General features: G+C 70.2%; 25 protein-coding genes. 8 read left to right on the top strand and 17 right to left on the bottom strand.

What is annotated here, in order from left to right; all coding sequences use genetic code 11:
- Positions 1 to 12: 12 nt before the first annotated feature.
- Positions 13 to 1,329 carry a hypothetical protein gene (locus EXU32_RS05320; protein WP_130628966.1) on the bottom strand — a complete coding sequence of 439 codons (1,317 nt, stop codon included), beginning with the start codon at positions 1,327 to 1,329 and terminating at the stop codon, positions 13 to 15.
- Positions 1,330 to 1,502: 173 nt separating this feature from the next.
- Between EXU32_RS05320 and EXU32_RS05315 the strand changes: the two genes are divergently transcribed.
- Both EXU32_RS05315 and EXU32_RS05310 read left to right on the top strand, forming a co-directional pair.
- The gene (locus EXU32_RS05315) at positions 1,503 to 1,952 is read left to right on the top strand and encodes a Fur family transcriptional regulator (RefSeq protein ID WP_130628965.1); all 450 of its coding nucleotides are present in this window, start codon (positions 1,503 to 1,505) and stop codon (positions 1,950 to 1,952) included.
- Positions 1,953 to 1,992: 40 nt separating this feature from the next.
- On the top strand, positions 1,993 to 3,552 hold the full coding sequence (locus EXU32_RS05310) for a catalase (RefSeq protein WP_207233878.1): 1,560 nt from the start codon (positions 1,993 to 1,995) through the stop codon (positions 3,550 to 3,552).
- Between the two features lie 70 nt (positions 3,553 to 3,622).
- Here the strand turns inward: EXU32_RS05310 and EXU32_RS05305 are convergent, their stop codons facing one another.
- The 14 genes from EXU32_RS05305 to EXU32_RS05245 form a co-directional block, all read right to left on the bottom strand.
- Entirely contained in the window at positions 3,623 to 4,387 is a 765-nt protein-coding gene (locus EXU32_RS05305) for a TrmH family RNA methyltransferase (RefSeq protein ID WP_130628964.1), read from the bottom strand.
- 56 nt (positions 4,388 to 4,443) lie between these two features.
- Positions 4,444 to 4,827 carry a 50S ribosomal protein L20 gene (gene rplT / locus EXU32_RS05300; protein WP_055994304.1) on the bottom strand — a complete coding sequence of 128 codons (384 nt, stop codon included), beginning with the start codon at positions 4,825 to 4,827 and terminating at the stop codon, positions 4,444 to 4,446.
- 40 nt (positions 4,828 to 4,867) lie between these two features.
- Positions 4,868 to 5,062 (bottom strand): 50S ribosomal protein L35, encoded by a 195-nt coding sequence (gene rpmI, locus EXU32_RS05295; protein WP_068259459.1) that lies wholly within the window; start codon positions 5,060 to 5,062, stop codon positions 4,868 to 4,870.
- Between the two features lie 42 nt (positions 5,063 to 5,104).
- On the bottom strand, positions 5,105 to 5,749 hold the full coding sequence (gene infC / locus EXU32_RS05290) for a translation initiation factor IF-3 (protein ID WP_130631061.1): 645 nt from the start codon (positions 5,747 to 5,749) through the stop codon (positions 5,105 to 5,107).
- Positions 5,750 to 6,028: 279 nt separating this feature from the next.
- Positions 6,029 to 6,751: an SseB family protein gene (locus EXU32_RS05285; protein WP_130628963.1), complete on the bottom strand. Its 723-nt coding sequence runs from the start codon at positions 6,749 to 6,751 to the stop codon at positions 6,029 to 6,031.
- Positions 6,748 to 7,491, bottom strand: coding sequence for a bifunctional 1-(5-phosphoribosyl)-5-((5-phosphoribosylamino)methylideneamino)imidazole-4-carboxamide isomerase/phosphoribosylanthranilate isomerase PriA (gene priA / locus EXU32_RS17430; RefSeq protein ID WP_242612893.1), 744 nt, complete (start codon positions 7,489 to 7,491; stop codon positions 6,748 to 6,750). The genes EXU32_RS05285 and priA overlap by 4 nt, the downstream gene beginning before the upstream one ends.
- Positions 7,488 to 8,138 carry an imidazole glycerol phosphate synthase subunit HisH gene (gene hisH / locus EXU32_RS17425; protein ID WP_242612892.1) on the bottom strand — a complete coding sequence of 217 codons (651 nt, stop codon included), beginning with the start codon at positions 8,136 to 8,138 and terminating at the stop codon, positions 7,488 to 7,490. Before hisH ends, priA begins: the two co-directional genes overlap by 4 nt.
- Entirely contained in the window at positions 8,135 to 8,728 is a 594-nt protein-coding gene (locus tag EXU32_RS05275) for a hypothetical protein (protein ID WP_130628962.1), read from the bottom strand. The genes hisH and EXU32_RS05275 overlap by 4 nt, the downstream gene beginning before the upstream one ends.
- 3 nt (positions 8,729 to 8,731) lie before the next feature.
- Complete coding sequence (hisB, locus tag EXU32_RS05270; protein WP_130628961.1) at positions 8,732 to 9,343, bottom strand: imidazoleglycerol-phosphate dehydratase HisB; 612 nt, start codon at positions 9,341 to 9,343, stop codon at positions 8,732 to 8,734.
- Complete coding sequence (locus EXU32_RS05265; RefSeq protein ID WP_130628959.1) at positions 9,340 to 10,458, bottom strand: histidinol-phosphate transaminase; 1,119 nt, start codon at positions 10,456 to 10,458, stop codon at positions 9,340 to 9,342. Before EXU32_RS05265 ends, hisB begins: the two co-directional genes overlap by 4 nt.
- A complete protein-coding gene (hisD, locus tag EXU32_RS05260; protein WP_130628958.1) occupies positions 10,455 to 11,801 on the bottom strand; it encodes a histidinol dehydrogenase in 1,347 nt (448 codons plus the stop codon). Before hisD ends, EXU32_RS05265 begins: the two co-directional genes overlap by 4 nt.
- Before the next feature lie 61 nt (positions 11,802 to 11,862).
- Positions 11,863 to 14,826: a bifunctional [glutamine synthetase] adenylyltransferase/[glutamine synthetase]-adenylyl-L-tyrosine phosphorylase gene (locus EXU32_RS05255; protein WP_130628957.1), complete on the bottom strand. Its 2,964-nt coding sequence runs from the start codon at positions 14,824 to 14,826 to the stop codon at positions 11,863 to 11,865.
- A 7-nt stretch (positions 14,827 to 14,833) separates the two neighbouring features.
- The gene (locus EXU32_RS05250; protein ID WP_130628955.1) at positions 14,834 to 16,171 is read right to left on the bottom strand and encodes a glutamine synthetase family protein; all 1,338 of its coding nucleotides are present in this window, start codon (positions 16,169 to 16,171) and stop codon (positions 14,834 to 14,836) included.
- A 101-nt stretch (positions 16,172 to 16,272) separates the two neighbouring features.
- Complete coding sequence (locus EXU32_RS05245) at positions 16,273 to 18,531, bottom strand: immune inhibitor A domain-containing protein (protein ID WP_347400296.1); 2,259 nt, start codon at positions 18,529 to 18,531, stop codon at positions 16,273 to 16,275.
- Positions 18,532 to 18,784: 253 nt separating this feature from the next.
- Between EXU32_RS05245 and panB the strand changes: the two genes are divergently transcribed.
- Together panB and EXU32_RS05235 are read left to right on the top strand one after the other, a co-directional pair.
- Positions 18,785 to 19,687, top strand: coding sequence for a 3-methyl-2-oxobutanoate hydroxymethyltransferase (gene panB, locus EXU32_RS05240; RefSeq protein ID WP_130628952.1), 903 nt, complete (start codon positions 18,785 to 18,787; stop codon positions 19,685 to 19,687).
- 5 nt (positions 19,688 to 19,692) lie between these two features.
- Positions 19,693 to 20,319, top strand: a complete 627-nt coding sequence (locus EXU32_RS05235; protein WP_130628951.1) for a class I SAM-dependent methyltransferase — start codon at positions 19,693 to 19,695, stop codon at positions 20,317 to 20,319.
- A 5-nt stretch (positions 20,320 to 20,324) separates the two neighbouring features.
- Here EXU32_RS05235 and EXU32_RS05230 read toward each other — a convergent pair whose 3' ends face one another.
- Positions 20,325 to 20,522 carry a methionine aminopeptidase gene (locus EXU32_RS05230; protein ID WP_130628950.1) on the bottom strand — a complete coding sequence of 66 codons (198 nt, stop codon included), beginning with the start codon at positions 20,520 to 20,522 and terminating at the stop codon, positions 20,325 to 20,327.
- Positions 20,523 to 20,602: 80 nt separating this feature from the next.
- Here EXU32_RS05230 and map point away from each other — a divergent pair, with 80 nt between their 5' ends.
- The 4 genes from map to EXU32_RS05210 all read left to right on the top strand — a co-directional run bounded on the left by map (position 20,603) and on the right by EXU32_RS05210 (position 24,197).
- A complete protein-coding gene (gene map / locus EXU32_RS05225; protein WP_130628949.1) occupies positions 20,603 to 21,466 on the top strand; it encodes a type I methionyl aminopeptidase in 864 nt (287 codons plus the stop codon).
- Positions 21,467 to 21,478: 12 nt separating this feature from the next.
- Entirely contained in the window at positions 21,479 to 22,234 is a 756-nt protein-coding gene (ppgK, locus tag EXU32_RS05220) for a polyphosphate--glucose phosphotransferase (protein WP_130628948.1), read from the top strand.
- 52 nt (positions 22,235 to 22,286) lie between these two features.
- Positions 22,287 to 23,543: an APC family permease gene (locus EXU32_RS05215; protein WP_165399584.1), complete on the top strand. Its 1,257-nt coding sequence runs from the start codon at positions 22,287 to 22,289 to the stop codon at positions 23,541 to 23,543.
- A 462-nt stretch (positions 23,544 to 24,005) separates the two neighbouring features.
- Positions 24,006 to 24,197 (top strand): hypothetical protein, encoded by a 192-nt coding sequence (locus EXU32_RS05210; protein ID WP_130628946.1) that lies wholly within the window; start codon positions 24,006 to 24,008, stop codon positions 24,195 to 24,197.
- A 14-nt stretch (positions 24,198 to 24,211) separates the two neighbouring features.
- Here EXU32_RS05210 and EXU32_RS05205 read toward each other — a convergent pair whose 3' ends face one another.
- Positions 24,212 to 24,787: a hypothetical protein gene (locus tag EXU32_RS05205; RefSeq protein ID WP_130628945.1), complete on the bottom strand. Its 576-nt coding sequence runs from the start codon at positions 24,785 to 24,787 to the stop codon at positions 24,212 to 24,214.
- Between the last annotated feature and the right edge of the window lie 8 nt (positions 24,788 to 24,795).

Genomic DNA, 24,795 nt, shown 5'->3' with positions numbered 1-24,795 from the left:
GGGTTCGTCGGGTCAGCCGACGTCGTGGACGGTGAGGCGCTCGCGAGGATCAGTGGCGCCGGTGACGTCCCCGAGGACGTCGGGACCGTGTGCCCCATAGGCGCTGGATCCGGACTCGTAGAGCTGGTAGAGCTTGCCGTCGATGATGACCGATCCCTCCGCCATCTTCGGCAGGTCGGATCCGTGGTGGTCGTCCTCGTCCCAACCCCCTGCATTCATGTCCTCGGCAGGCACAACGACCATCTCGGAGTCGGCATACCGTCCGTAGCTCGTCGAGAAGTACGCGTTGCCATCCTCATCGAAGGAGACTCCTTGGGTCTTGGGCGGCACGTCGTAGGAGTCACCGGTGGGAATCGGACGCCCATCAGGCCCGATCTCGTAGCGATACATCTTGCTGGGATTGTGCTTGTCGAAGTCCGTCACGAAGAGGCTGTCCTTGTACGACGTCACGGTCGAGCTGGCGTCCACGGGAACACCGTCGGCCAGTGCCGTGATCTCCGCGTCTGTCGTCCCATAGTTGATGGGCCTTGCTCCGTTGGTCACGAGAAAGGGCTCGTCGATGAGCATCCAGTCCCACTCCGGCGTATTCGGGTCGATCAGTGTCATGTCCGGGTTGCGCAGCTTGGCCGTCTCGTACACCTGGAGTTTGCCCCCACCGGAGACATACGTGTAGTCCCCAACCACAGTGACTCCCCCATAGTGGTCGATCCCCTCCAGGGGAACCCGAGAGGTGACCTCTCCCGTCTCGCGATCCGTGAAGACGATCTCACCGTCGTGGGTGTCACCCTTGCCACAGAACGTGTAGACGAGTTCGTCCACCGGATCGCCATTTTCGTCGAGCCCCTGGAAATGACTCAGTCCTTGGGGCACCGAGTTGTTCCCGGACTCGAAGGGGATCCTGGGGCCGTCCTCGAAACTGGTGTCGAACAGGACTCGGAACTCCTCGGGAATCGCGTCCTCCGCCGTCGGCTCCCGAGGACCATCAGGGCCAAAGCTGAAGTCGCCGTCCCCACCCCCGCCTGGCGGAGTGTCGTACTTGATGGGAGTCACCAGCGCCGGGTCACCCGGCGAGGGCAGGGTGATGTCGACACCTGGGGTTCTCGACAGCCACGGCACGCCCCGGCCGCCACCCCCTTCGCCACTGCCCTCACGCTGCTGCTGCGCCTGCTCCTTGGCTCGCTTGCCGACAACCCGCAGCAGTTGCGCCACTGCGGCCAGCTGCTGCTGCGCCCCACGCCAGTCCGCGTCGAAGGCCTCCAGATCAGGCCCGGCCCACGACTCCACGAGCATTGCCATCCCCGAGGTCCCCGTCCCCGCGATGCCGTCCACGCGGTCGGCCTCGACGTGCAGGGCCTCACCGATGCGGTCGAGGATCTCGGGGTCGTTGCCGTGGCTCACGCTCATGACGCCCCACGATAGGGAGACAGACGCGCTCTCGCGATGGGGACGACTCCCTACCCTTCTCTTGACTGATTCAAGTTCTGGTGGGACTCTGGGTGACGATGAGCACCATGATCGAGACCCAGACTGCCGCGGACCTGCTCCGCAGCCACTCCCTGCGCGTCACCGCCCCGCGGGTGGCCGTGCTGCGGGAGCTGTCGGCGATCCCGCACGCCGACGTCGACTCGATCGCCCGGGCGACCCGTGAGCGACTGGGCTCCGTGAGCACGCAGGCCATCTACGACATCCTCGCCGTCCTGTCCGCCAACGGCCTCGTGCGCAAGTTCGAGCCGGCCGGCCACCCGGCCCGCTTCGAGCTCGAGCTCGGCGACAACCACCACCATCTCGTCTGCCGCACCTGCGGCACGATGATCGATGTCGAGTGCGCACCGGGCAAGGCGCCCTGCCTCGACGCCGCTGACGACCACGGCTTCGCGATCGACGAGGCAGAGGTCATCTACTGGGGCATCTGCCCCACCTGCACGGCAACGGCGGTCGCCGCCACCACCTGAGCAGTACTGCGCCCCACCCCACAGAGAAAGAGGAGCAGCAATGGTTACCACGCCCCCCACCCCACAACCCCGATCGGACGCCCGCGGGACCCTGGACGTTTCCGGTCCGTCGACGCAGGTCAACGGCACGCCCGCGGTGAGCGACCGCAACAGCCTGTCCGTCGGCAGCAACGGCCCACTCCTGCTGCACGACACCCATCTCGTCGACATGCTCGCGCACTTCAACCGCGAGAACGTTCCCGAGCGCAAGCCGCACGCCAAGGGAGCCGGCGCCTTCGGGCACTTCGAGACGACAGCCGACGTCTCGCAGTACACCAAGGCCGCGGTCTTCCAGCAGGGCGCCACGACGCGCATGCTCACGCGCTTCTCGACGGTGGCGGGCGAGCTCGGCTCCCCCGACACCTGGCGGGACGTGCGCGGCTTCGCGATGCGCTTCTACACCTCCGAGGGCAACTTCGACCTCGTCGGCAACAACACCCCGGTCTTCTTCCTGCGTGACCCGCTGAAGTTCCCCAACTTCATCCGCAGCCAGAAGCGACTCGCCGACAACGGCCTGCGCGACAACACGATGCAGTGGGACTTCTGGTCCAACAACCCGGAGTCGGCCCACCAGGTCACCTACCTGATGGGTGATCGTGGCCTGCCCCGCTCCTGGCGCCACATGAACGGCTACGGCAGCCACACCTACATGTGGGTCAACGCCTCCGGCGAGAAGTTCTGGGTCAAGTACCACTTCCACAGCCAGCAGGGCGTGCAGGGCATCACCAACGAGGCGGCCGACCGGATCGCCGGCCAGGACGCCGAGTTCCACCGTCGCGACCTCTTCGAGGCGATCGAGCGTGGTGACGCCCCGCAGTGGAAGCTGTCCGTCCAGGTCATGCCCTACGACGACGCCAAGACCTACCGCTTCAACCCCTTCGACCTGACCAAGACCTGGCCGCACGCGGACTACCCGCTCATCGAGGTCGGGACCATGACCCTCGACGAGAACCCGGTCAACTTCTTCGCCCAGATCGACCAGGCCGCGTTCGCCCCGAGCAACACCGTGCCGGGCATCGGCTTCTCGCCCGACAAGATGCTGCTGGGTCGCGTCTTCGCCTACGCCGACGCCCACCGGGCCCGCATCGGTGCCAACTTCCACCAGCTGCCGGTCAACCGGCCCGCCGTCGAGCAGGAGAACCACTACTCCTTCGACGGCCCGATGCGCTACGAGCACTCCGGCTCGGCGCCGACCTACCAGACCAACAGCTTCGGTCGACCGACCGCCGACACCCAGGGTCCTGTCGACGACGGCTGGGAGGCCGACGGCCAGATGGTCCGCTCCGCCTACGAGCTGCACGCCGAGGACGACGACTTCGGTCAGCCCGGCACGCTCGTGCGTGAGGTCTTCGACGACGCCATGCGCGACCGGCTCGTCGACACCGTCATCGGCTCGCTCGGCGGGGTCCAGGACCCGGTCCTCTCCCGCGTCTTCGAGTACTGGACCAATGTGGACGCGACGATCGGTCAGCGCATCCGCGACGGCAAGGCCGCCGCGGACGACGCCCCCGTCGACCCGGGCGAGGTCCTGGGCGGGCAGGAGACCTACGCCGCGAGCTGACCGCCACGGCATGACGAAGGGGGATGGGTCCAGCCGATGCTGGACCCATCCCCCTTCGTCGTGCGTCGGCTCAGGCGCGCTGCTGCCGGGCCGACGCGTAGAGGCAGATCGTGGTCGCCATCGCGAGGTTGAGCGACTCGGCGTGGCCGTGGATGGGCACGCGCACGACCTCGTCGCACGCTGCCCGGGTCTGCGGCTCGAGGCCCCAGGCCTCGTTGCCCATGACCCAGACGTGCGGCCCGGTGAGGTCGCTGTCGTCGATGCTCGACTCCCCCGCCCCGTCGGCGGCCAGCCGGCGGATGCCGGCGGCCGCGAGGGCAGCGAGGGTCTCGTCGATGTCGAGGCCGGTGACGACCGGCAGGTGGAAGAGCGAGCCGGCCGTCGAGCGCACGACCTTGGGCGAGGTGACGTCGACGGAGGCCTCGCTGACGAGCACCGCATCGGCACCGGCGGCATCCGCACCGCGGATGACCGTGCCGAGGTTGCCGGGGTCGCGCACGTTGGTCAGCAGGACGAGCAGCCGCGGCCCGGTGTCGAGCACAGAGCCCAGCCCGGCCGGCGACCAGTCGACGACGGCAGCCGTGCCCTGCGGGGTGTCCGCGTCGCACATGGCTGCGAGCACCTCGTCGCTCGTCTCGTGGACGAGGACGCCGGCCTCGCGGGCCGGGTCGACGAACTCCGCGTAGCGGTGCGCCGCCTCGGTGGTGACATAGAGGTCGACGATGTGCTCCGGCGCGAACCGCACGGCCTCACGCACGCCCTGAGGACCCTCGACGAGGACCCGCCCGGTGCGCCGACGCACAGAACGCCGGGAGAGCCCGCGCACCGACTTCACCCGCTCCGAGGAGGGGTTGGTCAGCGGTGGGCGCTCCCGGCGTCCGAGGTGGTCGCTCAGGCCTCGACCTTGGCGTTGACCTGTGCCGGCACGTTGGCCTTGGCGATCTCGACGAGCGCGACGAAGGCCGCCTCGTCGTTGACGGCCAGCTCGGCGAGCATGCGACGGTCGACCTCGATCTCAGCGGCGCGCAGGCCCTGGATGAAGCGGTTGTAGGTCATGCCGTTGGCGCGGGCGCCAGCGTTGATCCGCTGGATCCACAGGCGACGGAAGTCGCCCTTGCGGGCCCGACGGTCACGGTAGCTGTACCCGAGACTGTGGGTGACCTGCTCCTTGGCCTTGCGGTAGAGGCGGGACCGCTGGCCCCGGTATCCGCTGGCGCGCTCGAGAACAACCCGGCGCTTCTTGTGGGCGTTGACCGCCCGCTTCACGCGTGCCACGTGAGTACTCCTTTAAGTTCGAATGGACAAGAGGCTCAGGTCAGCGACCGAGCAGCTTCTTGATCTTCTTGGTGTCGGCCTTGGAGACCAGGACGTCGTTCGCGAGACGACGCGCGTGCTGCGGGCTCTTCTCGTGGAACTTGTGGACGTGGTTGGCGCGCTCGCGCATGATCTTGCCCGAGCCGGTGACCCGGAAGCGCTTCTTCGCACCGGAGTGCGTCTTGTTCTTCGGCATGGCGCCGATCTCCTTGTCGTTGCTGTGCTGGTCTGGGTCGGCTCAGGACTCTGCCGGAGCCTCAGCGGTCTCGTCCGCCGGGGCCGGGGCCTCGGTGGACTCGGTCGCCGGGGCGGTTGCCTCGGAGGCAGCCTTCTGCTCGTCCTTCTTGCGGCGGGCCTCGGCGCGAGCCTCGGACTTCCGCTTGGTCGGACCGAGCACCATGATCATGTTGCGCCCGTCCTGCTTGGGCGCGGACTCGACCGTGCCGAGCTCCACGACGTCCTCGGCCAGACGCTGCAGCAGACGGAAGCCCAGCTCGGGGCGGGACTGCTCGCGGCCGCGGAACATGATCGTCACCTTGACCTTGTCGCCGGCGCTCAGGAAGCGCTCGACGTGGCCCTTCTTGGTGCCGTAGTCGTGGCTGTCGATCTTCGGTCGGAGCTTGATCTCCTTGATGACCGTGTTGACCTGGTTCTTGCGGGCCTCACGGGCCTTCATGGCGGCTTCGTACTTGTACTTGCCGAAGTCCATGAGCTTGGCGACGGGAGGCTTGGCCATCGGCGCGACCTCGACGAGGTCGAGGTCAGCCTCTGCGGCGAGACGGAGGGCATCCTCCACGCGCACGATGCCGACCTGCTCCCCGTTGGGGCCGACCAACCGCACCTCAGGGACGCGGATTCGGTCATTGATGCGAGGCTCGCTGATGTGTGGCTCCTTAGCTCGGTGTGTCACTCCTGGCGACCGACGAAGAAAGGCTCCTCGCTGATCGCGAGGAGCCTCCACCAGAGCACGACGTCCACGGCGGGAAGAGATGTCGAGGACATCTCGCGACCCGTGTCGCGTCGAGACCTGTGACCCGGCAACCTGTGTCCGAGGACGATGGTCGACGCGGGTGGAAGCGAGGCTCCTCTTGCGTCATCGCCACGAGGACGATGACCGGTCACCGAGAGACATTACCAGTGACCGACCCTCAGCCGAAATCGGTCAGACGATGGCGAAGGAGAGCCCGTCGACCCGGGCCCGCAGCTCCCCGTCCGTGGCCAGCTTCTCGGCCACCTCGGTGACGAGGGCGCGCACGGCCGGCTCGTCCAGGCCCGCGACGAGAGTGAGGCGGACCTGGAGGATCCCTTGACCGTCGGGCACGCCCTCGGTCAGGTCGTGACCGGTGACCTCCGCGTGGTCCGCCACGACCCGCGCCACGGACTGCGCGACGAAGGGGTCCTCGTGCGCCGGCAGCCACGGGCGCTGCTGCGCCAGCGCCCAGACCATCGACGAGCGGATCTCGAAGGCCTGCTCGCTGGCGCAGTCGAGGACCATCAGGTCGGCCCGCTCGCTCACCGCTGCCTGGGCGGCACGAGCAGCCTCGACCGGCACGGGACGCACGGAGTCGTCGAAGGCCGCCAACGATGCCATCGAGGAGAAGACGGGCAGGGCGGTCCGGCCGTCCGGGTGCTCGAGGAGGACCACCGCCATGTCGGCCTCCTTGTCGGCGAGCCCGTGCTCGCCCTCGACCGTCTCGGCGGCGATCGCCTTGACCGGCACCATCAGCCGCGCGGTGGCCAGTCGGTCCAGGACGTCCTGCTCGCCCCCGGTGGTGAGGGCCTGCACCAGCGCCTGGTCGGCCTGGCCGTCGTCACCCGCGAAGTCTCCGGTCGGGAGCTCCCGACCGCCCCACGGGACGCCCGCGGAGTCGGCCGGCCCCGTCACGGGCGACCTGCGGCGTCGAGCGCCTCCGCCAGCGTGACGGTGCCCTTGTAGAGCGCCGAGCCGATGATGGCTCCCTCCACCCCGACCGGCACGAGCTCGCGCAGGGCGACGACGTCCTCGCGGGTGGTCACTCCTCCGCTGGCGACGACCTTGGCCGGCGAGGTGGCGGCGACGTCCTTGAGCAGCTGGAGGTTGGGTCCGGCGAGCATCCCGTCCTTGGCTACGTCGGTCACGACATAGCGGGTGCATCCCTCGGAGTCGAGGCGGGCCAAGGTCTCCCAGAGGTCGCCGCCCTCCTTGGTCCATCCCCGGGCGGCGAGGGTGGTGCCACGCACGTCGAGGCCGACGGCGATCCGGTCGCCGTACTCGGCTATCGCGGCTGCGGTCCACTTGGGGTTCTCCAGGGCCGCGGTGCCGAGGTTGACCCGGGCGCATCCGGAGTCGAGTGCGGCGACGAGCGACTCCTGGTCCCGGATCCCACCGCTGAGCTCGACCTTGACGTCGAGCTGGCCCACGATCCCGGCGAGCAGGTCGCGGTTGCTCCCTTCGCCGAAGGCCGCGTCGAGGTCGACGAGGTGGATCCACTCGGCTCCTTGGTCCTGCCAGGCGCGCGCGGCCTGCAGGGGGTCACCGAAGTCCCAGCCGGAGTCGGCCACGCCCTGCTGCAGCTGGACGGCGCGCCCTCCTCGCACGTCGACGGCGGGCAGGAGCTCCAGTCGGGGGCTCTCGATAGTGGTCACAGTGACATCACCCAGTTCTTCAGCAGGTGCAGCCCAGCGTCCCCGGACTTCTCGGGGTGGAACTGCGTGGCGGACAGCGGGCCGTTCTCGACGGCCGCGACGAAGGGGGACCCGTGCTCGCTCCACGTGACCCGGGGGCTGGCTGCGGCCAGCGCACCGGGGGCGGTCGGCAGGTCCCAGGAACCGACGCCGTAGGAGTGGACGAAGTAGAAGCGCTCGGCCTCGACTCCGGCGAAGAGTGCGCTGCCCTCGGCAGCGGTGACCTCGGACCACCCCATGTGGGGCACGACGGGAGCGATCAACCGCTCGACCGTGCCCGGCCACTGGGACAGGCCCTCCTGCTCGGGCTGGGTGCCGAAGGGCTCGCGCGACCCGTCGAACATCACCTGCATCCCGACGCACACGCCGAGGACGGGGCGACCGCCCGCCAGCCGGGTGTCGATGAGGGAGGGGCCGTCGGCGGCTCGCAGCCCGGTCATGCACGCGTGGAAGTTGCCGACCCCGGGCACGAGCAGGCCGTCCGCCTCGAGGACTGCGCGACGGTCGGCAGTGAGCTCGACCTGCGCCCCGACGTGGGAGAGCGCGCGGACGGCGGAGTGGACATTGCCGGAGCCGTAGTCGAGGACGACGACGCGGGGGCTGGTCATTGGTGCACATCCTTGACGGCGGACTCGAAGTCCTGGACGGAGCGGGGATTGGGCGCGATGACCGGTCCGAGGGCGGTGTCGGACCCGTCGAGCACGCGCCCGCCGGGCAGGCCGAGCACGGCGGTGGCCTCGACCAGCCACTCGAGGTGAGTGAGGTCGGCGCGGGTCCACAGGTCGCGGACCTCGCGGATCGGCACCTCACGGGTCCCGGAGCCGGCCGCGAGGGTGCGGTGCAGGCTCTCGGGCGTGAGCGGAGGCAGCTGCGGGCCGCGGACGACCTCACGGTCCGCCCCGCGCAACGCCCACCGGATCGGTGACCGACCCGGCGCCCGGGCGGTGATGACGGCTGCGTCGCCGATCTCGAGGAGTCCGATGGACGGCGCGATGGCCGTCGGGACATGGCGCGCGGCCAGGACGGTCAACGCGTCGTCGTAGGGCGCCGCGGCAGCACTCGACGACGTGGCCGGGACGACGATCGACCACGTGCTGTGCTCGAGCACGTGGCACGGCACGACCCCACGCCGCACCCACTCCACGGCCCTCGCGGACGACGCGGAGAGCAGCACCACTCCCCTGCCCTGCTGGGTCATGCTCTACAGGGCGCCCTTGGCACTGGGGATGCCGGTGACACGAGGGTCGACGGCGACTGCGGCACGCAGTGCCCGGGCGAGCGCCTTGAACTGCGCCTCGACGATGTGGTGCGGGTCGCGCCCCGAGAGCACCCGCACGTGCAGGGCGATGCCGGCGTTGTAGGCGAAGGACTCCATGACGTGACGGGTGAGCGAGCCGACGAAGTTGCCGCCGATGATGACGTACTCCTGGCCCTCGGGCTCACCGGTGTGGACGACATAGGGGCGGCCGGCGACGTCGACGACCGCGTGGACGAGCGCCTCGTCGAGGGGCACGGTGGCGTCGCCGAAGCGGCTGATGCCGCTCTTGTCGCCCAGCGCCTCCTTGACGGCCTGGCCCAGGACGATCGCGACGTCCTCGACCGTGTGGTGCGCGTCGACGTCGACGTCACCGTCGGCCCGGACGGTCAGGTCGATGAGGCTGTGCTTGGCCAGCGACAGGAGCATGTGGTCGTAGAAGCGCACGCCCGTCGACACGTCGCCGGCGCCGGTGCCGTCGAGGTCGACACTCACCTCGACGCGGCTCTCCGAGGTGCCACGGCTCACCGTCGCGGTCCGGGGGGCGGTGCTGCTCACGGGGTCTCCTTGGTCGAGGCGTGGGTGGGGACGAGTCGTGCCATGGCCTCGAGGAACCGTCCGGTCTCCTCGGGTGTACCGGCGGTGACCCGCAGGTGGTGCGGGATGCCGACGTCGCGGACGAGCACGCCGTCCTCGAGCAGAGCCTGCCATGTCGTCGGTGCATCGGCGAGTCCCCCGAAGAGGACGAAGTTGGCATCGCTCGGCACGGGCGCCAGGCCCATCGCGGTGAGCTCGGTGACCAGCCGGTCGCGCTGTGCCTTGATCGCATCGACGCTCTCGAGGAGTCGGTCGGCGTGCTCGAGCGAGACCCGCGCGATCGTCTGGGTCTGGACCGAGAGGTGGTACGGCAGGCGGACCAGCCGCAGCGCATCGATGATCTCGGGGTCGGCGGCGAGGTAGCCCAGGCGACCGCCGGCCAGCGCGAAGGCCTTGCTCATCGTGCGGGTGACGATGAGTCGCGGGTGACGCTCGAGCAGCGACAGCGCCGTGGGTGTACCGGGTCGGGCGAACTCCGCGTAGGCCTCGTCGACGACGACGATCGCCCGCGGCGCGGCCTCGAGCATGGCCTCGATGACGTCGAAGGGCAGCGCGGTCCCGGTCGGGTTGTTGGGCGAGCAGAGGAAGACCAGGTGCGGGTCGGCCCCCTTCGCCTGCTCGACCGCGGACTCGAGCGTCAGGTCGAAGGTGCCTGCGTCGCGCTGCCCGTCGACCCAGGTCGTGCCGAGCGTCTCGTTGATGATCGGGTGCATCGAGTAGGCCGGCGTGAAGCCGAGCGCCGTGCGGCCGGGACCGCCGAAGGCCTGGACGACGTGCGAGAGGACCTCGTTGGACCCGTTGCCGGCCCAGACCTGCTCGGGGCGAAGGGAGACCCCGCTGCGGTCCTCGAGATAGCCGACGAGCGCCTTGCGCAGGTCGGTGAACTCGCGGTCCGGGTACCGGTTGAGCCCGCTGAGGCCCTCGCGCAGCTCACCGACGATGGCCTCGACGACCTCCGGTGGCACGGCGTAGGACGACTCGTTGGTGTTGAGCTGGACGGCGACGTCCAGCTGGGGCGCACCGTAGGCGGTGCGGCCGCGCAGCTCGGGACGCAGCAGGGCCTCGACCTCGCTCACTGGACGACCTCGCCGGTGCGCGCCGTGACGGCCTCGCCGTGGGCGGGCAGGTCCTCGGCCTCGGACAGGGCGAGCACGTGCGGGGCGACCTCTGCCAGGGCCTGCGCCGAGTACTCGACGACGTGGATGCCGCGGAGGAAGGACTGCACCGACAGACCGCTGCTGTGCGCGGCGCTGCCGCCCGTGGGCAGCACGTGGTTGGACCCGGCGACGTAGTCACCCAGGCTCACCGGCGAGTGGGCGCCGACGAAGATCGCCCCCGCGTTGCGCACCCGCGCCGCGACCGCCGGGGCGTCCTCGGTGATGACCTCGAGGTGCTCGGCGGCGTAGGCGTCGGCGACGCGCAGCCCGGCGTCGAGGTCGTCGACGAGGACGATCGCGGACTGGCGGCCGCTCAGCGCCTCGACGACCCGCTCGCTGTGCTTGGTGGCGGCGGCCCGACGCTCGACGGCCCGGGCCACCTCGTCGGCGAGCTGCGTCGAGTCGGTGATGAGGACCGAGCCGGCCAGGGGGTCGTGCTCGGCCTGGCTGATCAGGTCCGCTGCGACGTGGTCGGGGTCGGCGGTGGCGTCCGCCAGGACGGCGATCTCGGTGGGGCCGGCCTCTGCGTCGATGCCGACGAGGCCCTTGAGCAGCCGCTTGGCTGCGGCCACGTAGATGTTGCCCGGCCCGGTCACGAGGCTCACGGGCTCGCACTCGCCGCCGTCACCGGAGGCGTCGTCGACGAACCCGTGGGCGAAGCCGGCGATGGCCTGGGCCCCACCCATCGCCCACACCTCGTCGACCCCCAGCAGCGCACAGGCGGCGAGGATGGTCGGGTGCGGGTAGCCGGCGAAGACGCCGACGTTCTCCTTCTGCGGGGGGCTGGCGACCGCGAGCGAGCCGACGCCGGCGAGCTGGGCCGGGACGACATTCATCACGACGGAGCTCGGGTAGACCGCGCGCCCGCCCGGCACGTAGAGACCGACTCGGTCCACCGGGACCCATCGCTCGGTGACGGTGCCGCTCTCGTGCAGGCGGGTCGTCGTGTCGGTGCGTCGCTGGTCCGCGTGCACGGCCCGAGCGCGCTCGATCGAGACCTCGAGCGCGGCCCGGACGTCGGCGTCGAGCACGTCGACGGCGGCAGTGAGGACCTCGGCGGGGACGCGAAGGGAGCTCGGCCGCACCCCGTCGAACCGCTCGCCGTACTCGTAGAGCGCCTCTGCACCCCGGTCATGGACGTCGTCGCAGATCGGTCGGACCGCCGAGAGGGCAGCCTCGACGTCGTACTCCGCACGGGGCAGGGCCGCGCGGAGCTGCCGGGCCCCGAGGGGCTGGGAACGCAGATCGATCGTGGCGAGCATGGTGCCCAGTCTAGGTTCGTCGCCATGGGCGCCCGACCGGCGTCTCACCGGTGCTCGTCGCTCACGGCTCGCCGTAGAAGATCCGATCGACGACGTGGCGTGCGTGCCGAGCCGTACGCCGGTAGGACTCCGCCAGCGCCAGGCCGGACAGCGGCTCCATCCCGACGATGCGGCCGACGCCGTCGGCCTCGCGCAAGTTGGAGGGCACCGAGTCGACCGGGCGCCCCCTGAAGAGCATGCCGGCGTTGCGCAGCAAGGAGGCCATCGACCACGCCTCGCGCAGCACGGCCGCGTCCTCGACGTCGACCAGGCCGACCTCCACGGCCGCCGCGAGCGCCGGCAACGTGCGCGTCGTGCGCAGGCCCTCGTGCTCGTGGGCGTGCTCCAGCTGCAGCAGCTGGATGGTCCACTCGACGTCCGAGAGGCCCCCCATGCCGAGCTTGAAGTGGGCCTTGCGATCGGCGCCGCGTGGGAGTCGCTCGGACTCCATGCGGGCCTTGAGCCGACGGACCTCGCGCACCTGCTGGGCGTCGAGACCGGCGGTGGACCACCTGATCGGGTCGATGAGCGCGATGAAGCGCTCCGCGAGGCCGGGATCCCCGGCGACCGGACGCGCCCGCAGGAGCGCCTGGGCCTCCCACGTCTGCGACCACCGGGCGTAGTAGGTCGCATAGCTCGCGAGCGAGCGCACCATCGGACCGCTCTTGCCCTCCGGGCGCAGGTCTGCGTCGAGCCCCAGCGGCGGGTCCGAGCCGGCGGCGCCGATGAGTCGCCGCAGCTCACCGACGACGGCCAGTGCGCCCTCCTGGGCGGTCTGGTCGTCGGCTCCCTCGTGCGGCTCGTGGACGTAGAGCACGTCGGCGTCCGAGGAGTAGCCGACCTCGCGGCCTCCCAGGCGGCCCATGCCGACGACGAGCATGGAGGTGCCGAGTGGCGCGCCACGCTCGGCCTCGACCTTGCGGACCACGACCTCCAGCGCCGCCTCGATCGTCGCGTCGCTCACCTCGGTGAGCGCCTCACCGACCTCGTCGAGGGTGAGCTTGTCCTCGAGGTCGGCGACCGCGACGCGGAAGATCTCGGCCCGTCGGATCGCCCGGATGGCCGCGACGGCAGCCTCGGGGTCGTCACGCCGTCCGGCGGCGGAGCGCATCCGCCGCAGCAGCTCCTCACGGGTGCGAGGACGCAGGCCGTCGGCGTCGCCGAGCATCTGCACCGCCTCGGGGCTGGCGAGCAGCAGCTCTCCGGCGAACCGGCTGGCGCCGAGGGTGTGCGCGAGGGTCTGGGCCGCCTCCCCCTCGTCACGCAGGAGTCGGAGGTACCAGTGCGTGGCACCCAGGGCCTCGCTGACCTTGCGGAAGGCCAGCAGCCCGGCATCGGGGTCGGCCATCTCGGCGAACCACTCGAGCATGACCGGCAGCAGCTGCTTCTGGATCGCCGCGGCCCGGCTGACTCCCCCCATGAGGGCCTCGAGGTGCCGCAGCGCGCCGGCCGGGTCCCGGTAGCCGAGTGCGCTGAGCCGCTCGCGGGCCGCACCGGGTGTCAGGGAGGCCTCGTCCGGGCTCAGTCGGGCGACGGCCGACAGGAGCGGACGGTAGAAGAGACGCTGGTGCAGTCGTCGCACCTCGCGCGAGTGGCCGGTGCGCAGCGCGACGACCTGCTTGTCGGGCTGGTCCCACAGGCGCATCGCCCGGCCCAGCCGTCGCAGGTCGTCCTCGGTGACCGGCATGAGGTGGGTGCGCCGCAGCCGGTGCAGCTGGATCCGGTGCTCGAGGGTCCGCAGGATCCGGTACGCCTCCTCGAGGACCGCCGCGTCGGCGCGACCGATGTAGCCGCCCTTGGACAGCGCCGCCAGGGCGTCCAGTGTCGTGCCCGAGCGGAGGGTGTCGTCGGTGCGACCGTGGACCAGCTGCAGCAGCTGGACGGAGAACTCGACGTCGCGCAGGCCCCCGGGACCGAGCTTGAGCTGTCGAGCCGCCTCTGCAGGAGGGATGTGGTCCTCGACCCGTCGGCGCATCGCCTGCACGTCGTCGACGAAGTCCTCGCGGGAGGCGGCCTCCCAGACCAGCGGCTGGACCGCCCCGAGGTACTCGGCGCCGAGGCTCGCGTCCCCGGCGAGGTGCCGGCCCTTGAGCAGCGCCTGGAACTCCCAGGTCTTGGCCCATCGGTCGTAGTAGGCGCGGTGGCTGGCCACCGTGCGCACGAGCGGCCCCTGCTTGCCCTCGGGACGCAGGGCTGCGTCCACCGGCCACAGGCTGCCGTGCGCCGTGACGTCGGAGCAGGCGTGCATCGTCCGGGTGGCGATCTTGGTCGCGACCTCGAGCGCGCCCTCCTCGTCGGCGCCCGGCACCGGCTCGGCCACGAAGATCACGTCGACGTCGGAGATGTAGTTGAGCTCGCGCCCACCCGCCTTGCCCATGCCGATCACGGCGAAGCGACAGCTCTGGCCCGCCTCGCCGAGCTCGTCGATCGCGATCCGGACGGCCCCCTCGAGCGCGGACCCGGCCAGGTCGGCCAGCGCCCTGGCGATCTCGGGGAGCACGACGACGGGGTCCTGCGAGGTGACGTCGCGGGCGGCGATGCCCAGCAGCTGGCGGCGGTAGGCCACCCGCAACGCGTCCTGCGGCTCGAGGTCCCCGTGGTCGGCGATCTCGGCGAGGAGCGCCTCGGTGCGCTCCTCGGGTGTCATCTCCTGTGCCGTGACCGCGTCGCGCCACTGCTCGGGGTGCGCGACGAGATGGTCGACGAGCGACGACGAGATCCCCAGCGCGCCGATCACCCGCCCACGCGCCAGCTCGTCGGTCCGCAGTGCCGTCACGAGGTCGTCGCTGCCGCCCGCCTCCATCAGGCGCACCAGTCCCAGGAGGGCCTGGTCGGGGTCCGCGGACCGGGCGAGGGCAGCGAGCAGCTCCGCCCTCGCATCGGCGAGCGGGGCCAGCGCAGGGTCGTCCAGGAGCGACTCGGCTCGACGGGTGTCGCTGAAGCCGCGACGCGCCAGGGTCGGGAGGGGACGTGCGGGAGGGGTCACGAGGTCCTCACAGGCGGGGCAGCAGACGTTCCAGCTCGAAGGGGGTGACCTGGTTGCGGTAGTCGGCCCACTCCTGGCGCTTGTTGCGCAGGAAGAAGTCGAAGACGTGCTCGCCCAGGGTCTCGGCGACCAGCTCGCTCTCCTCCATCGCCTCGATGGCCTCGGAGAGGCTCGCGGGCAGCGGCTTGATCCCCATCGCACGTCGCTCGCGGTCGGTCAGGCCCCACACGTCGTCCTCGGTCTCGGGGGGCAGCTCGTACCCCTCCTCGATGCCCTTCAGCCCCGCGGTGAGCATGACGGCGAAGGCGAGGTAGGGGTTGCACGAGGCGTCGAGGCTGCGCAGCTCCACCCGGCTCGAGTTGCCCTTGTTGGGCTTGTACATCGGCACCCGCACCATCGCGGAGCGGTTGTTGTGCCCCCACGTGAGGTGCGCCGGGGCCTCGCCGCCGCCCCAGAGCCGCTTGTAGCTGTTGACCCACTGGTTGGTCACGGCGGCGTACTCGCGCCCGTGGTGGAGCAGGCCCGCGATGAACTGACGCCCGACCTTGCTCAGCTGGTAGGGCGCGCCCGGCTCGTGGAAGGCATTGGTGTCGCCCTCGAAGAGGGACATGTGCGTGTGCATGCCGCTGCCGGGGTACTCGGCGAAGACCTTGGGCATGAAGGTGGCGTAGACCCCCTGCTCGAGGGCCACCTCCTTGATGACCGTGCGGAAGGTCATGATGTTGTCCGCGGTGGACAGGGCGTCGGCGTAGCGCAGATCGATCTCGTTCTGCCCCGGCGCACCCTCGTGGTGGCTGAACTCCACCGAGATGCCCACGGACTCGAGCATCGTGATGGCCGCCCGCCGGAAGTCGTGGGCCTCCCCCTTCGGCACGTGGTCGAAGTAGCCGCCGTCGTCGACGGGGACCGGACGCTCGCCGGGCGGGGTGCCCTGCTTGAGCAGGAAGAACTCGATCTCGGGGTGCGTGTAGAAGCTGAAGCCCATGTCGGCGGCCTTGTCGAGCGCGCGACGCAGGACGTAGCGGGCATCGGCGAGGGCCGGGCTGCCGTCGGGCAGCTGGATGTCGCAGAACATGCGCGCGGTGCCGGGGTGCTCGCCACGCCAGGGCAGCACCTGGAAGGTCGAGGGATCGGGCCGGGCGAGCATGTCCGCCTCGTAGACCCGGGTGAACCCCTCGATGGCCGAGCCGTCGAAGCCGATGCCCTCGGTGAAGGCACCCTCGAGCTCGGCCGGGGCGATGGCCACCGACTTCAAGGTGCCGAGGACATCGGTGAACCACAACCGGACGAACCGGATGTCGCGTTCCTCGATGGTGCGGAGGACGAACTCCTGCTGACGATCCATGTCGCCCATCCTGCCCTAGGGGGAACGCGAAACTGAGCGGACCCGCCCCGTCCGATGGACGAGGCGGGCCCGATGGCGCCGTGCTCAGCAGGTGGACGCGATCAGCGTGCCGCCTCGATGCGCAGCTTCATGCCGTCCTGCTTCTCGTTCAGGACCTTGATCGTGGTGCCGGAACCGGCCACCTTGGTCGAGCTCCACGGGTTCTCCGCGGACCAGTAGCGGTCGGTGTCGGAGTCGTCGAAGGTCGTGATGCCCTTGCTCGACGGCACCGTCTGCGGGACCCCGGCGTTGTGGAAGGTCACCGTGTCGGTGGCCTGCTTGCCGAAGGTGGCGTCGAAGGGCTGTCGGCGGTTGCCGAGCAGCTTGCCGTTGGAGAACTTCACCGGAGCCGGACGGGCGTCCACGGGCAGGACCTGGCCGTAGCCGGGGTGCATGCTCGTGTTGTTCTCCGTGTAGGCGTTGTTGATGTACCAGACGAGCAGGCCGTCCTGGTACGGGAAGCGCTCCACCCAGTCGGGACGATCCGCGAAACCGAAGTTGTACGGACCCGTCTTGAGATTCTTGTCGTAGCCCGAGTAGACGCGGTTCTCGGCAAGGTAGTAGCTCTGAACGGTGTCCGAGGTGGATCCGCTCATCCGGGTGAACCCGTCAGCCGTCCACCCGTTGTCACCGGACTCGACGTCGTCGGCGAGGACCGTGGTCCCGTCGACGGTGATGTTGACGTCGTCGACGAAGGCGCCGGGCTCGGAGACCCCGCCGTCCGACTGGTAGCGCCAGCGGAACTGGACCGTCTTGCCCGCGTAGGCGCTCAGGTCGTGGGTCACCTGGTTCCAGGAGAGGTCGCCGCCGTCGGTTGCCGCGATCTCGGTCCAGGTCGAGCCGCCGTCGGTGCTGACCTCCGTGTACAGGAAGTCGTAGCCCTCCTCGGTGTCCGTGGCCAGCTGAGCCGATATCGATGCCGAGGTGGCAGTGGTGAGGTCGATCTCACGGGTCAGCGTGTTGTTGAGGTTGTCGGCCGAGCCGGACCACCACTCGTAGCTGCCCGAGCGCGGGGTGTTGTAGTCGTTCGTGACGGTCTGCTCCGGGAGGAGCACCGCAGCCGCCTGCGGCTTCGACTCGGCATCCCGGTCGGCTGGACCGAGGTCGACGTTGGTCGCCTCGCCCTGCTTGACGGTCTGGACGTCCAACCAGCCCAGCTGCAGCTTTTCCCAGGCACCCATGAAGCCGGGGCTGGAGCCGATGTCGTCCGTCCCGTCGTTGAGCCAGGAGCCCCCGGACATGAGGGTCCAGAAGCCGGTGCCGTTGTCGCCGCCGGCGGTGTCGTAGAGGTCCGGCAGACCGAGGTCGTGGCCGAACTCGTGGGTGAAGACACCCAGGCCACCGTTCTCGGGCTCGGTGGTGTAGTCACCGATCCACATGCCCGAGTCACCCAGCGGGACGCCGCCGAGCTTGTTCTGCTCCGGTCCGGCCTTGCCCATGTTGTTGGAGTAGGCGTACCAACGGTGGCTCCAGATGGCGTCCTCGCCCTGGGCTCCCCCGCCGGCCTCCTCGCCCTCACCGGCGTGGATCGCCTGGAAGTGGTCGATGTAGCCATCGGGCTCGTCGAAGTTGCCGTCACCGTCGAAGTCGTAGCGGTCCCACACGTCGAACTGGGCCAGGTACTCCTTGATCTCGGCGTCGCTCTTGCCCTGGGCCTTCTGGTCCTCGTACCAAGCCGTGGCGGTGTCCTTGATGTAGCTCCAGTAGCCGTCGGCCTCGCTGGTGCCATCACCCTTGACCGGGTTGTGGCCGTAGCGGGACTCGTTGAAGGGCACCGTGACCCAGTCGCTGACGTCGCCCTTGGTGTTGAAGCGACCGTTGGACTGCTTGAGGTAGAAGTCCTTGAAGGACTCCTGGCCGTCGGCGAACATCAGCTCCTTGTAGTACTCGCGGCTGAAGTCGGAGTTCCAGATGGTCGAGTTGTTCTGCGCGCGGTCCGGCTCGGGGATCTCGTTGCGGGCCGGGCCGGCCTCGCCGCCCGTGGCGGGGAGCGTCTTGTCGCCGAAGTCGGTGAGGATCGTGAAGACGGATGCCTCGCGGTTGACGTCGTACTGGACGTACTTGGTGCGCGGCGGCTTCTTCGCCTTGGCCTTGCCCTTGGCATTGCGCTCGGCAGGGTCCTCGCTCGTGACCGCGATGACCTGCTTGCCGTTCTTGGTCACGAGCTTCGCCTCGCCCTTCATGAGCTTGTCGACCGCGTCCTTGCGCAGCTCACGCTGGGCATCGCCCAGAGGGTTGGGCAGGTCGTCGAGCCGGGCCGTCGAGGCGGCCGAGTCATCGGGGGCCACGGCCGTCGTCCCAGCGGTCGCCGACAACGGCACCAGAGTGAGAACGAGGGCGGACGCGGCGAGAGCGGACACGACATGGGTGTGGCGTCTCTTCACAGATCCTCCAATTGGTGGTGTGGCTCTCGCCACAGGGGGTGAGCGCACTCAACCAAGATTTGACGGCCCTCGGGAGGGCTGACGAAATTTCCTGAAGCAATCCTTACCCTTCTGGGTGGTGCCGTCCGGGTTTTCCCTCTATCCCCTCCCCGAGGGCCCCCTTCGACCGCCTCGCCATAGGCTGATCCCCATGAGCTCGTCCTCCACGCCCACCGCCCCCACCCCCGCTGAGGGCCCCGCACCCGAGAACACCGCCCCGTACGGCAATGGGGCGGCGCCGGCCGCGGCGCCGCCCAGGCGAGTGCGCATCCACCACCTGCAGGCGATGAAGGAGCGCGGCGAGCGCTGGGCGATGCTCACCGCCTACGACATGTATGCCGCCCAGGTCTTCGACGGTGCCGGCATCCCCGTGCTCCTCGTCGGCGACTCCGCCGGCAACAACGTCTACGGGTACGAGACGACGGTGCCCGTCACCCTCGAGGAGATGATCCCGCTGACGCGCGCGGTGGCCGGTGCGGCCGCCAGCGCGCTCGTCGTGGCGGACCTCCCCTTCGGCACCTACCAGGCCTCCCCCGAGCAGGCCTATCTCTCCGGTGCACGCCTGATGAAGGAAGGCCTGGCCCACGCGGTCAAGCTCGAGGGCGGGGTCGAGATGGCTCCGGCGATCCAGCGCCTGACCCGGGGCGGCATCCCCGTCATGGCACACATCGGCTTCACCCCCCAGAGCGAGCACACCCTCGGCGGGTACCGCGTGCAAGGGCGTGGCGAGGCGCAGGACAAGCTGCTCGAGGACGCCCGCGCCGTCCAGGAGGCCGGCGCCTTCGCGGTGGTCATGGAGATGGTCCCCGCGCCCGCAGCTGCGGCCGTGACCCGAGAGCTGCGCATCCCGACGGTCGGCATCGGCGCCGGACCGGACTGCGACGCACAGGTGCTCGTCTGGCAGGACATGGCCGGCCTGCGCACGGGCAAGGCCCCGCGCTTCGTCAAGCGGTACGCCGACCTGAGCACGGTCCTCGGTGACGCGGCCCGCGCCTACGCCGCTGACGTGGCGTCGGGCAGCTTCCCCGCGGCCGAGCACTCCTTCGAGAGCTGACGACAATGCCCGACGAGCTCCCGCAGATCCGCACCCGCTGGTCCGAGGTGTCAGGCGGCATCGACGCCGCGCATGCCTACCAGCGTCGCTTCGACGAGCTCGCCCGTCAGGGCACGGACCTCGACGGCGAGGCCCGCTTCCTCCACGGCCTGCGCGAGGCACCGGCGCGGATCCTCGACGCGGGGTGCGGCACCGGCCGGGTGGCGACGACCCTCACCCGGCTGGGCCACGACGTCGTCGGCGTGGACGCCGACCCCGCGATGATCGAGGTCGCCCGGCAGCGTGATGACGTCACCCGCTTCGTCCACGCCGACCTGTCCACGCTCTCGCTCACCGCGCAGACCTTCGACATCGTGGCCCTCGCGGGCAATGTCGTGCCCTTCCTCGCGGACGGCACCCTCGTCGAGGTCCTGCGTCGCATGCGAGCACACCTGAGCGCCGACGGGATCCTCGTGTGCGGCTGGGCCCTGCCCGGGCACCAGCCGCAGGGCGCGGCCGCCGTGAGCCCGGAGGACTTCGAGCGGGCGGCCTTCGCCGCCCGCCTGTCCCTCGTGACCCGTCACTCCTCGTGGGACGGGGCACCCTGGCCGGGCGACGGGAGCTGGGCGCTCACGCTGCACCGGCCACGCTGACCGGCTCAGGCTCCGGCGTCGCCGCTCTCCCACTCCCGGTCCTTGCGGTCCTGCTCGTCCCACGCCTCGGTGTTGGCGCGGGCGGTCGCCAGGGCGGCGGCCGCCTCCGCCTCGGTCTCGTAGGGACCCATGACCTCCGCGTTCTGCGAGCGGGTGTCGTCGCTCTCGACCTGCTTGGTGTCGACGTTGTACCAGTACGCCATCGTGTGCCGTCCTTCCTCACGGACCGGAGATCCGCTGACCCGAGCGCTCGTTCACGCTGCTGTTGCCTAGACTCCACAGCATGCTCGCCTCCGCCGCAACCGTGACACCCGGCGTGGTCTCGCCGAGACGCGAGGTCCCCGGTCGGATCGCCCGTCCCGAGTACGTCGACAAGGCGGCTCCCACCCCCTTCGTCGGCTCCGAGGTCAAGGACGCCGAGTCGATCGAGCGGATGCGCCACGCGTCCCGGGTCGCCGCTGGCGCGCTCGCCGCGGCAGGTGCGGCCGTCGCACCCGGGGTGACCACCGACGAGATCGACCGCGTCGGCCACGAGTACCTGCTCGACCACGACGCCTATCCCTCGACCCTGGGCTACCGCGGGTTCCCCAAGTCGCTGTGCACCTCGGTCAACGAGGTCGTCTGCCACGGCATACCCGACAACCGACGGCTCGCGGACGGGGACCTGGTCAACATCGACATCACCGCCTTCGTCGGCGGGGTGCACGGCGACACCAACGCCACCTTCTTCGCCGGTGAGCCCGACGAGGAGTCCCGTCTGCTCGTGGAGCGCACGCACGAGGCGATGATGCGGGGCATCAAGGCGGCCATGCCGGGCCGGCAGGTCAACATCATCGGCCGCGTCATCGAGAAGTACGCGGCCCGCTTCGGGTACGGGGTCGTGCGCGACTACACGGGTCACGGCATCGGCACGAGCTTCCACTCGGGTCTGGTCATCCCCCACTACGACGCCGCCCCCGGGTACGACACCGTCATCGAGCCCGGTATGACCTTCACCATCGAGCCCATGCTCAACCTCGGCGTGCCCGAGTGGGACCTGTGGGACGACGGCTGGACCGTCGTCACCAGGGACCTGCGTCGCTCGGCGCAGTTCGAGCACACGATCCTCATCACCGATGAGGGCAACGAGATCCTCACCCTCAGCTGACAGGTGACCACGATGAGCACGAAGTACGACGCCCTCGGGATCGACATCGGGGGGTCCGGCATCAAGGGCGCCCCCGTCGACCTCGGCAAGGGAGCGTTCGCCGAGGACCGGCTGCGGATCGCCACGCCTGATCTCTCCACACCGGAGGCGGTCTGCGCCGTCGTCGAGCAGGTGATCGACCACTTCTCCCCCAAGAAGCAGGTCCCCATCGGCATCACCCTCCCCGCCGTCGTGACGCACGGGGTGGTCCGGACCGCCGCCAACATCGACAGCTCGTGGATCGGCGTGGACGCCGCAGCACTCTTCGCCGACCGCCTGGACCGCGAGGTGCACATGGTCAACGACGCCGACGCGGCGGGCGTCGCCGAGCGGTACTACGGCGCGGCCAAGGACCGCGACGGTGTCGTCGTGCTCACCACGCTCGGCACGGGCATCGGGTCGGCGCTGATCATCGACGGACAGCTGGTGCCCAACACCGAGCTCGGGCACCTCGAGATCGACGGTCACGTCGCCGAGAGCCGGGCCGCGGAGTCCGCCCGGGCGCGCGAGGGACTGACCATCGAGCAGTGGGCCGAGCGCCTCCAGACCTACTACACCCGTGTCGAGGACCTGCTGTGGCCGGACCTCTTCGTCGTCGGTGGGGGGATCAGCAAGCAGGCCGACACCTTCCTCCCCCTGCTCGACCTGCGCACCGAGATCGTCCCCGCCCGGCTGAAGAACAAGGCCGGCATCATCGGCGCGGCACGTCTGGCGGCCAAGAGCAGCTGACCCGGTCGGCGCGCTCCCTGCGACCGACGGGCAGATGCGGCAGGGTGTTGCCATGGCGACAGCGTCCGAGCACCATGCCGACGGCACCGACCGTCGACTGCTGCTGCCCGGCGCCGTGGGCACGGGGCTGGCGGCGACGGTCGGTGCCGGCCTCTTCGTCGTCCTCGCGCCCGCTGCCGCCACGGCTGGCGACCACCTCGTCTGGGCCGTCCTGCTCGCCGGTGCACTTGCCGTCGCCAACGCCGCCTCCTCCCTTCGGCTGGTGGCCGCCGGGCGCCCACGACCCGGCACGCACGCCCCCGTCCGCGACCGGCTCGGTGTGCCGTGGGGTCACCTCGCCGGCTGGGCGCATGTCGTGGCCTCCATTGCCGCCTGTGCCGCACTGGCGCAGACCATGGGCCTGCACGTCCTGCCCGACTGGTCCAAGGTCTTCGCCGCCGTCGCCGTGGTCGCAGCCCTCGGGCTGCACCTGCAGGGCATCGACCGGTCCGCGCGCGGCGAGCAGGTCGTCGCGCTGCTCGTCGCCGTGGTCCTCGTCGTCTTCGTGACGATCCTGCTCACCACTCCCCCCGTCCTGACGGATGCCCCGAGGGACCCCGAGGGTGCCGGCGGGCCGCTCGGCGTCGTGTCGGCCGCTGGCTTCGTCGTCTTCGCCCTCACCGGTCACCAGCGTCTGGTCGACCTGCGCGACCGGGTCAGCGACCCGGCCCGCACCGTCCCGCGGGCGATCGCGCTCTCGCTCGGCATCGTCATCGCGCTGCACGTGCTCGTGACCGTGGCCCTGACCCGCACCCTGGGCACCGGGTGGCTCGCCGCCCGGGAGGCGCCGCTCGCGGAGGCGGCCGAGATCTCCGCGTGGCCGTGGCTCGGGCCGGTCGTGCGGATCGCCGCGGTGCTCGCTGCCGGCGGGGTGATGATGTCGCTGCTGCTCAGCGCGGCCGGTGAGGTCGCGCTGATGGCTCGTGACCGACACCTGCCGACCTCCCTGGCCACGCGGGTGGGACCGAGCCTGGTGCCGCGTCGCGCCGTCGTCGTCGTCGCTGCCCTGACCCTCGCCTCGGTGGTGCTCGTCGACGTACGCCAGGCCATAGCCTTCGCGTCGTCGTGCGTGCTCGTCCACTTCGCCCTCGTCCACGCCAGCGCGTGGACCCTGGACCGCCGCTGGACCCGTCGCGTCGTCCCCGTCCTGGGCGTCACGGGGTGCCTGGTCGTGGCGGTGCTCCTGCCGTGGCAGTCCGTCGTCGCCGCCGCTCTCGTGCTGCTGCTCGGCGCAACCATCGGCTGGGTGCGGCACACCACCCGTGAGTGAGCGCGCCTGCACCCCAATGACGAGGGGTGTGGGGTGAGTCGACCTGTAAGCCGGGTTGTCCCATGCGTCCTAACAGTTACGACGATTGTCGTCGAAAGTCGATGGGCGCCCCGGTATTCCGGGGATTTTGAGCCCCACGAGGCCGACGGACGCCGATGGTTGTTTCGTGTCTCTGGTGGATATCTTGAGGACTGTTTGAGGACTGAGCGCTACTCGACGAGGGGCGATCCCGCCCCCCTCTGAACGCCCCTCCTAGCTACCTCTTGCGCTGCATCCACATGACGCCGCCCACCACCGCCACGACCAGCGCGACGACGAAGGCGAGGCACAGCAGGAGCACGATGATCTCCAAAGGCCCAAGGTTGAGCATGGGCCTTATCTAACAGGAGATGACGACCGGCGGCGCGACTTGGCCCCGGTCACTCCTCTATCCGCGCACCACCTCCCCGCTACTCTCACCGCATGAGGACTTTTCTGCTGGTCCTGGCCGCTGTGTGCGCTGGTGTCGGCGTGCTGTTCCTGACCGCCGCCTTGGCGTGGATGCTGAGCGGTGGGTCGGGCGTGACGGGATGGGTAATTGCCAGCTCGGCGCCGTTCAGTGTGGCAGCGGGTGCAGGGCTGGCCGTGGTGTGGCTGGATGGTCGGTCGCAATGACTGGTCCGTCTGCGCTACGGCTTCTCGGGGGTCTCGTCGAGCAGCGCGATGCCGGGCATCGCCTCGGGAGGGAGCTCCCAGCCTCGCGCCGCGCACACATGCCTGCTCTGCTCGCGCGCGTTGTCCGTGAGCCGTCGCATCATCTGCTCGTCGTAGCCGGTCGCGCGGAAGCGGCGGAGGTTGATGACGAAGGCGGCACCCCATCGGGCGGAGTGTTCTGGCAGGCGCTGAGGGTCTGACGTCATGTCCTCGAGGTCGGCGTGGGCCGCCAGGGCTCCGAGGGCCTGCTCGTGAGCTGCCCACTCTCCTAGCGCCCCCCACTCCGGCAGGGCGTCGACCAGCGCCATGAGGTCGGCCCGCGCGTCGCGCAGCATGGGCCCAGCGTCCTCGGCTGTGGGGTTGAACGTCATCCGGTGATTGACGGATCGGATAACGGCCGCCCATATGTCTCCGACCTTGCTCGAGCGGGCCTCAGCAAGCGCCTCACGCGCGAGGCGGTTGGACTCGTTGGCCCTGCTGTGGGAGCTGAAAAGGGCGAGCACGGCGACCAGGAGAGAGAGCCCGGCGAGCACGAGCGCGACGACGTCCATGTAGGGAC

The organism is Janibacter limosus, from assembly GCF_004295485.1.
GTDB lineage: Bacteria > Actinomycetota > Actinomycetes > Actinomycetales > Dermatophilaceae > Janibacter > Janibacter limosus_A.
Note: the sequence above shows the minus strand (reverse complement) of the source record. Positions and strands in the feature narration are given on the sequence as shown.

Coding starts and splice junctions, on each gene's coding strand:
- EXU32_RS05315 (WP_130628965.1), top strand. CDS start 1,503: ATGAGCACCATGATCGAGACCCAGACTGCCGCGGACCTGCTCCGCAGC.
- EXU32_RS05310 (WP_207233878.1), top strand. CDS start 1,993: ATGGTTACCACGCCCCCCACCCCACAACCCCGATCGGACGCCCGCGGG.
- rpmI (WP_068259459.1), bottom strand. CDS start 5,062: ATGCCGAAGAACAAGACGCACTCCGGTGCGAAGAAGCGCTTCCGGGTC.
- hisH (WP_242612892.1), bottom strand. CDS start 8,138: ATGACCAGCCCCCGCGTCGTCGTCCTCGACTACGGCTCCGGCAATGTC.
- EXU32_RS05275 (WP_130628962.1), bottom strand. CDS start 8,728: ATGACCCAGCAGGGCAGGGGAGTGGTGCTGCTCTCCGCGTCGTCCGCG.
- hisD (WP_130628958.1), bottom strand. CDS start 11,801: ATGCTCGCCACGATCGATCTGCGTTCCCAGCCCCTCGGGGCCCGGCAG.
- EXU32_RS05250 (WP_130628955.1), bottom strand. CDS start 16,171: ATGGATCGTCAGCAGGAGTTCGTCCTCCGCACCATCGAGGAACGCGAC.
- panB (WP_130628952.1), top strand. CDS start 18,785: ATGAGCTCGTCCTCCACGCCCACCGCCCCCACCCCCGCTGAGGGCCCC.
- EXU32_RS05235 (WP_130628951.1), top strand. CDS start 19,693: ATGCCCGACGAGCTCCCGCAGATCCGCACCCGCTGGTCCGAGGTGTCA.
- EXU32_RS05230 (WP_130628950.1), bottom strand. CDS start 20,522: ATGGCGTACTGGTACAACGTCGACACCAAGCAGGTCGAGAGCGACGAC.
- map (WP_130628949.1), top strand. CDS start 20,603: ATGCTCGCCTCCGCCGCAACCGTGACACCCGGCGTGGTCTCGCCGAGA.
- ppgK (WP_130628948.1), top strand. CDS start 21,479: ATGAGCACGAAGTACGACGCCCTCGGGATCGACATCGGGGGGTCCGGC.
- EXU32_RS05215 (WP_165399584.1), top strand. CDS start 22,287: ATGGCGACAGCGTCCGAGCACCATGCCGACGGCACCGACCGTCGACTG.
- EXU32_RS05210 (WP_130628946.1), top strand. CDS start 24,006: ATGAGGACTTTTCTGCTGGTCCTGGCCGCTGTGTGCGCTGGTGTCGGC.
- EXU32_RS05205 (WP_130628945.1), bottom strand. CDS start 24,787: ATGGACGTCGTCGCGCTCGTGCTCGCCGGGCTCTCTCTCCTGGTCGCC.